The sequence below is a fragment of the Microcoleus sp. K1-B1 genome, from assembly GCF_036704705.1.
Lineage (GTDB): Bacteria > Cyanobacteriota > Cyanobacteriia > Cyanobacteriales > Microcoleaceae > Microcoleus.
This window is the reverse complement of sequence record NZ_JAUBSH010000164.1, coordinates 1-6,047: the sequence shown is the minus strand read 5'-3', so window position 1 is coordinate 6,047 and position 6,047 is coordinate 1. Positions and strand designations below refer to the sequence as shown.

Genomic DNA, 6,047 nt, shown 5'->3' with positions numbered 1-6,047 from the left:
ATCCTTGCTCTTCGCTGTGCTTATCTCAATGGTCAACTTTCAATTTGATGTATTTGCCAAACTGAGATGCACCCGATATGTTTCTTATCAGTAGCCATAGTATGTTACCCTTTAGTACAATACATAGTAACATACTATTTCACAAGTAACATACCTGCTATGTGTTTCTCGGAAGAAAATCTGGAAATATGTGGAAAGATTCCGGATATTCAGCTTAAGTGGCATATTATGGAGAAATAATCTGCATAAGTAGCAAATTTGGGGTGTTATGCAGAATCATTCTGCTTATCCACCTACTATGGGTTCTTAGGCGGAAAGTTTCAGTCTATTAATAGTTAGGCGCCTAGAATCGTTAGTGAGGGTATAACTGAAAATTCTGGCGTTGCTTAATCAGGGTATGAAAAAAATCAGTTGAAAATCCTGAAGCGTTGTGAATACAGGTTTCTAGGATTTGCATATTTAGCCTTTCATACCGTAAATCAGCAACGCCAAAATTCTTTTGTAGGATGTAGTGTCAAGCTCTATCTGTATGTCTGCTTAACTGAACATGGGAAGTGTAGTTGTGAGATAACTTGTGACCTTTATCTGACTTTTCCCTGATTTCTTTCTAACTTTAAGGAAATTAACAATGAACCTGAAAAAAATTCTGTGCTACAGTGCGATTTGCTTAACGGTAGTTTGTGTTTATGCAAGCTCAGGAGTTCTTGCACAACAAGCTGGTGGAAGGCTTATTAGGAACCAATTGTCTGGCAAATGTCTTGACGTATCTGGATCTTCGGGTACTGCAAATGGCACACCATTAATTCTTTATGATTGTGAGACGTCTAACCCTAACACAGACCAAAGATGGACAATAACAAACCAAGGATTCATCCAAAATCAACTCTCTGGCAAATGCCTTGACGTATCTGGATCTTCGGGTACTGCAAATGGCACACCATTAATTCTTTATGATTGTGAGACGTCTAACCCTAACACAGACCAAAGATGGACAATAACAAACCAAGGATTCATCCAAAATCAACTCTCTGGCAAGTGTATTGATGTTGCTGGTGCTCCAGGTCAACAGAATGGCGCACGGTTAATACTTTATGATTGTGAAACTTCTGGACGTAATAGTGGCAACGGTTCAGTAACAGATCAACGATGGAGTCAGTAGAAAATCAAGTTAGCTTAGTATAAACGTTACGTTCTGCCACCTCATAACAACCTTGGTGCAGCGGATTGTCTGAAGTCGCTTGTAGTGTTGCAACCCACATTCCGCACCCTCAACTGGCACACACACAGTTGGGGTGCTAATGGAGAGTCGATCAGTCTGTTAGGCTTGAGTAGAAATACTCAAAAAGCGGTGTCACGATTATTTTAGAGGTCAATTCTGGAAAATACACCCGAAAGTGCTTCCAGAAATATCTGATGAGGTTAAATGTGTGCGACAACAACCAACCTGTGTCGCTCGAAACTTGGTAAAACGATTCAGATTAAAATGTGTGATTGTGTAAGTTACAGCGTATTCCATGTATATGTGGTACACACAATCTTGCCATCGCCCGTGTAAGGTGCGTCGCCCACGGACGATCTGCAAGTTTTATCCAATATGAAGCAGCGACGCACCCGGAGGATTAACACCACATAATATAGCTGCTACTGTACTTCATGAACCTGGAATCTGCTGTATATAGCCGGACATGATTAAGGAGCGGGAAAATATGACCGTTACGAACATAAAGCCCTCCCCTGAAAAAACTACACAACGGGTAGTATTATCTAATATCAGTTGGCATACTTACGAAAGCTTATTAGCAGAAGCGGGAGACAAAAGATCCTCTAGATTTTCTTATTCTCAAGGAGTCCTAGAAATTCTCATGCCATCGGACTTGCATGAAACTATTAACAGTTTGCTGAAACGGATTGTTACAGCTTTGACTGAGGAGTTGGACTTGAAGATTAAGGGATTTGGTTCGACGACTCTCAACCGTGAAGATTTAGAACAAGGTGCAGAACCAGATTCATGTTTTTATATCCAAAATGTTGATCGCATTCTTGGGAGAAGGCTTGACATCTCAACCGCTCCTCCCCCAGACTTAGTAATTGAAGTTGATATTACCAGTCCTTCTTCTAATCGATTTGTAGTTTACACACAGCTAGAAATCCCTGAAGTTTGGCGGTATCGGGGACAAACTGTACAAATTTATCAATTGCAAAATCGGGAATATATTACCTGCGATCACAGTCCGACATTTCCCATCCTTTCTGTAGCAATGCTCAATCAATTCTTGCAGATGGCAGAAACTCAAGATGACAATGCCATAATTCGGTCTTTGCGTCAATGGGCGAACGAGCAGTTGCGATCGCCCGAAAATGAGCAATAATACTAAACTTAATTTAACTAATTCCTTTCTCCCACGGACGATAGACTCCCTGCAGCGCTCAAAGGTGTGAGGAAATAAACGGTCGGGCGATCTGATAGGTCAAAACCAGGACGATGGGTACAAGAATCGGAATCGCCACTAGCAGTCCCCATTTGCCAAACCTAAGTTTTTGACCGTCCGATTTGAACAAGAAAATCACAGCGGCAATTCCCATAAGTATCCAGAGACCACCGAAGCCCATGAAGACTGTATAGCCTGCATCTTGCATTTTTTTTGACCTTTAATAGTAGTCCATCTTTAAGGTTAGTTGCAGTCTGTTTCTGCTGACATCTTCTGATAGACCGATCGCACTTACTAAATATGACTCATTTCAAGTTTGGCCGGCATCGGCCCTGACTTTCGCACTCAATCCGCTGAGTTCGATCGCTCATAATTGTTGCTAAATCCGGCCTTCCCGTCAGCTTCAGCCGCCAGTCTGCCCAAATTCCGTACAGCCAATTGGCGATCGCCCCGATCACTGGTAACTTAGTAACTGCATAAATCCATCCCATACCTAAAATCTCGTAGGTGCGGCGAAAAACCTCCACATTTTTAATTGCCGTACCGTCGGGTAATATCGCGTGAATCAGCCCCATCGCCGTTTCGTAGTCGATTCCGCCGTGGGCCTCCGGGTTGTAGCTATCATCCGCAATATCCACAAACGACACTAAACCTCGCCCCGCATCGCGTTTTTTCAAGAAATTAACCTCCCGCACGCACAGAGGACATTCACCGTCGTACAGCAACTCAATCTGCCAAGTAGGCGCAACAGACTCGGGTGAGGGCGCAACAGATTCGGAAAACTCGGTTTTAGCAGCAGACATAGGGAAATATTTTTTAATGTCGTCGATCGCACACAAACATTTTACAAGCATCAATACTTATCAGGTGCGCCTTGGGTACTCCTAAAGCAGTTATTTGTGCTGTGAAAAATAGTCCCAAAGGTCAATCCAGTCTTGGCCACCCGCAAGCTATTATCATCAAGATGCCCTCTCCTGCCTTGCCGGAGACTTTCGCCCGATCGCCCGATAGTCGAATATCAAACAATTCGAGGCAAAGCACCTGCCAAGCACAACTGTTAATTCGGCAACCAAATATAATAAAATTTAAAGTCTTAAACATCAGCTATTCCCCCAACCAGCAAATCGCCCAATCTAAAAGCAAAAATCTACATGAATGTCAGAGTCCGTCTAGCCCCCAGTCCCACCGGAAACCTACACATCGGTACCGCCAGAACCGCCGTATTTAATTGGCTGTTTGCCCGCAACCAAGGCGGCAAGTTCATTCTGCGGGTAGAAGACACAGACGTAGAACGTTCTAAAAGCGAATACACCGATAACATCCTCGAAGGCCTCACCTGGCTGGGTATGAACTGGGACGAAGGCCCGAGTTTTCAGTCACAGCGTCTGGAAATATACCGCCAAGCAGTCCAAACCCTTCTCGACAATGGACTCGCCTACCGCTGCTACACCACGTCGGAAGAACTCGACGAAATGCGGGAAGCACAAAAAGCCAACAAACAAGCCCCCCGCTACGACAACCGGCACCGCAACTTGACAAGCAAACAGCGCGCAGCTTTTGAAGGCGAAGGGCGACAAGCTGTGATTCGGTTTATCATCGACGACGATCGCACGATCGCTTGGAACGACATGGTACGCGACACCGTAACCTGGAAAGGTAGCGACCTCGGCGGCGATATGGTAATTGCCCGTGCATCCAGCGGTGGCGTCATCGGCCAACCCCTCTACAACCTCGCAGTAGTTGTCGATGACATCGACATGGGCATCACCCACGTCATCCGCGGCGAAGATCACATCGGCAATACTCCGAAACAAATATTGCTCTACGAAGCTTTGGGCGCGACAATCCCAGAATTTGCCCACACGCCACTGATTTTAAACACCCAAGGGCAAAAGCTTTCTAAACGCGACGGCGTAACCTCGATTTCTGACTTCAAAGATATGGGCTACGTCCCCGAAGCTTTAGTTAATTACATGACTTTGCTCGGTTGGACTCCGCCGGATTCAACGCAGGAAATATTTACACTGTCGGAAGCAGCAGAATTATTTACATTCTATCGAGTCAACAAAGCTGGTGCAAAATTTGATTGGGATAAACTCAATTGGCTAAACAGTCAATACCTGCACAAAATGCCAGTGCCACAATTGACAGATTTGCTGATACCTTATTGGTGGCAGAAAGGCGGTTATGAGTTTGACTTGGAGGCCGATCGCCCCTGGCTCGAACAAATAGCTGCTTTAATCGGCCCGAGTCTCGTTCGCTTAACCGATGCTGTGGATATGTGTAAGGTTTTCTTCTCCACCACGGTGGAATACGAAGAAGAAGCACTCGCACAATTGCAGCAAACAGGGGCTGCACAGGCTTTACAAGCAGTTGTAGAAGCGATGGAAAGTCATTCGTCCCTGACATCAGCGGAAGCTCAGAAAATCACTAAAAAGCTCAGTAAAGAGAAAAATCTTAACAAAGGGCTAATTATGCGATCGCTCAGAGCCGCTCTGACAGGTGCAATGCACGGCCCCGACCTGATAGAATCTTGGGTAATCCTTCACCAGCGAGGAACGGCTAAAACCCGTTTGCTTGATGCCATTAGCAACTTGAATGGGCCTGCTGTTGGTGTCGCGGACGAAACTCCTACCCCAAAACAACCACACGCAGAAACAGTCGCCGAAAGTTCTGCGACAGAACAGTCAGCAGTGGAGGTTTCAAAAGTCGAAACACCGACTCTTGAAACAGTCGAAACCCCGGTTGTTGAACCATCAGCAGCAGAGGTTTCAGAAGTGGAAAAACTTGCGATCGAAACAGTCGAAACGCCGACTGTCGAACAAGCAGTGGAAGTTACAGCAGTCGAAATACCGACTACAGAAACAGGCGAAGTGTCGGCTCTTGAACCAACCGACGGGGAGGTTGCAGCAGTCGAAATACCGGCTCTTGAAACAGTCGCAGCAGCAGTTGAAATACCTGCCGCCAACCAGCAAAAAACTATTGCGAGTGGAGAAATGACTTCATCAAACGAACCAGAAACAACCGTTATCATCACCGAAATTCCTGCCGGAAATGAAGCAGACAGTTCCAGCGATACCACAAAAGTCATAATTACCGACGAAACACCAAGTCAGGCCCAGCAGATCAAAGAACAAATTATCTCAATTTTGTCCGAGTTTCCCGCTTACATCGGCAGCTTTTACGAGCAGTACAAAAGTCCCCTGACAGTTATCGGTGTAATTATAGCCTCGATTGTCTCTTTGAAAGTGCTTTTGGGCGTAATAGACGAACTCAACGACATCCCCCTGCTAGCACCCACATTCGAGCTAATTGGTATCGGATACACCGGGTGGTTTATCTACCGCTATTTGCTGCGATCGTCCAATCGGCAACAATTAGCTCAAGAAATTCAAGCATTGAAAGAACAAGTTTTCGGCAAAAAATCCTAAACTTTTGCTGTAATTTGTTGAATTTATGCCCGACATTGATAACTTTAAATAAGTTGTTAGTGTCGGGTTTTTAAATGACTAATAACTGTTGACTGTTGACTGTTGACTGACATTTGTGACAAGTTAAGAAAAAGTGCAAATTGTCAAGGGGGTAGACCAAAAAAGGTAAAATAGGATGAAACCTTTA

5 protein-coding genes and 1 pseudogene are annotated in these 6,047 nt (G+C 44.9%); 4 read left to right on the top strand and 2 right to left on the bottom strand.

The genetic code is table 11. The annotated features are described in order from the left end of the window. Nucleotides 1-628: 628 nt before the first annotated feature. Both QUA83_RS29845 and QUA83_RS29840 read left to right on the top strand, forming a co-directional pair. Nucleotides 629-1,159, top strand: coding sequence for an RICIN domain-containing protein (locus QUA83_RS29845; RefSeq protein ID WP_333297795.1), 531 nt, complete (start codon nt 629-631; stop codon nt 1,157-1,159). A 547-nt stretch (nt 1,160-1,706) separates the two neighbouring features. After that, on the top strand, nt 1,707-2,369 hold the full coding sequence (locus tag QUA83_RS29840) for a Uma2 family endonuclease (protein WP_333297794.1): 663 nt from the start codon (nt 1,707-1,709) through the stop codon (nt 2,367-2,369). A gap of 58 nt (nt 2,370-2,427) precedes the next feature. On the opposite strand, the gene QUA83_RS29835 is transcribed toward QUA83_RS29840, so the two are convergent. Both QUA83_RS29835 and QUA83_RS29830 read right to left on the bottom strand, forming a co-directional pair. Continuing rightward, entirely contained in the window at nt 2,428-2,637 is a 210-nt protein-coding gene (locus tag QUA83_RS29835; protein ID WP_006632034.1) for a hypothetical protein, read from the bottom strand. A gap of 97 nt (nt 2,638-2,734) precedes the next feature. Then, the gene (locus tag QUA83_RS29830; protein WP_333297793.1) at nt 2,735-3,283 is read right to left on the bottom strand and encodes a DUF393 domain-containing protein; all 549 of its coding nucleotides are present in this window, start codon (nt 3,281-3,283) and stop codon (nt 2,735-2,737) included. 297 nt (nt 3,284-3,580) lie between these two features. Here QUA83_RS29830 and gltX point away from each other — a divergent pair. Both gltX and QUA83_RS29820 read left to right on the top strand, forming a co-directional pair. Beyond that, a pseudogene (gltX, locus tag QUA83_RS29825) lies at nt 3,581-5,023 on the top strand (glutamate--tRNA ligase); the annotation flags it as partial. A gap of 402 nt (nt 5,024-5,425) precedes the next feature. Beyond that, complete coding sequence (locus QUA83_RS29820; RefSeq protein WP_333297797.1) at nt 5,426-5,860, top strand: CAAD domain-containing protein; 435 nt, start codon at nt 5,426-5,428, stop codon at nt 5,858-5,860. Nucleotides 5,861-6,047: the final 187 nt, after the last annotated feature.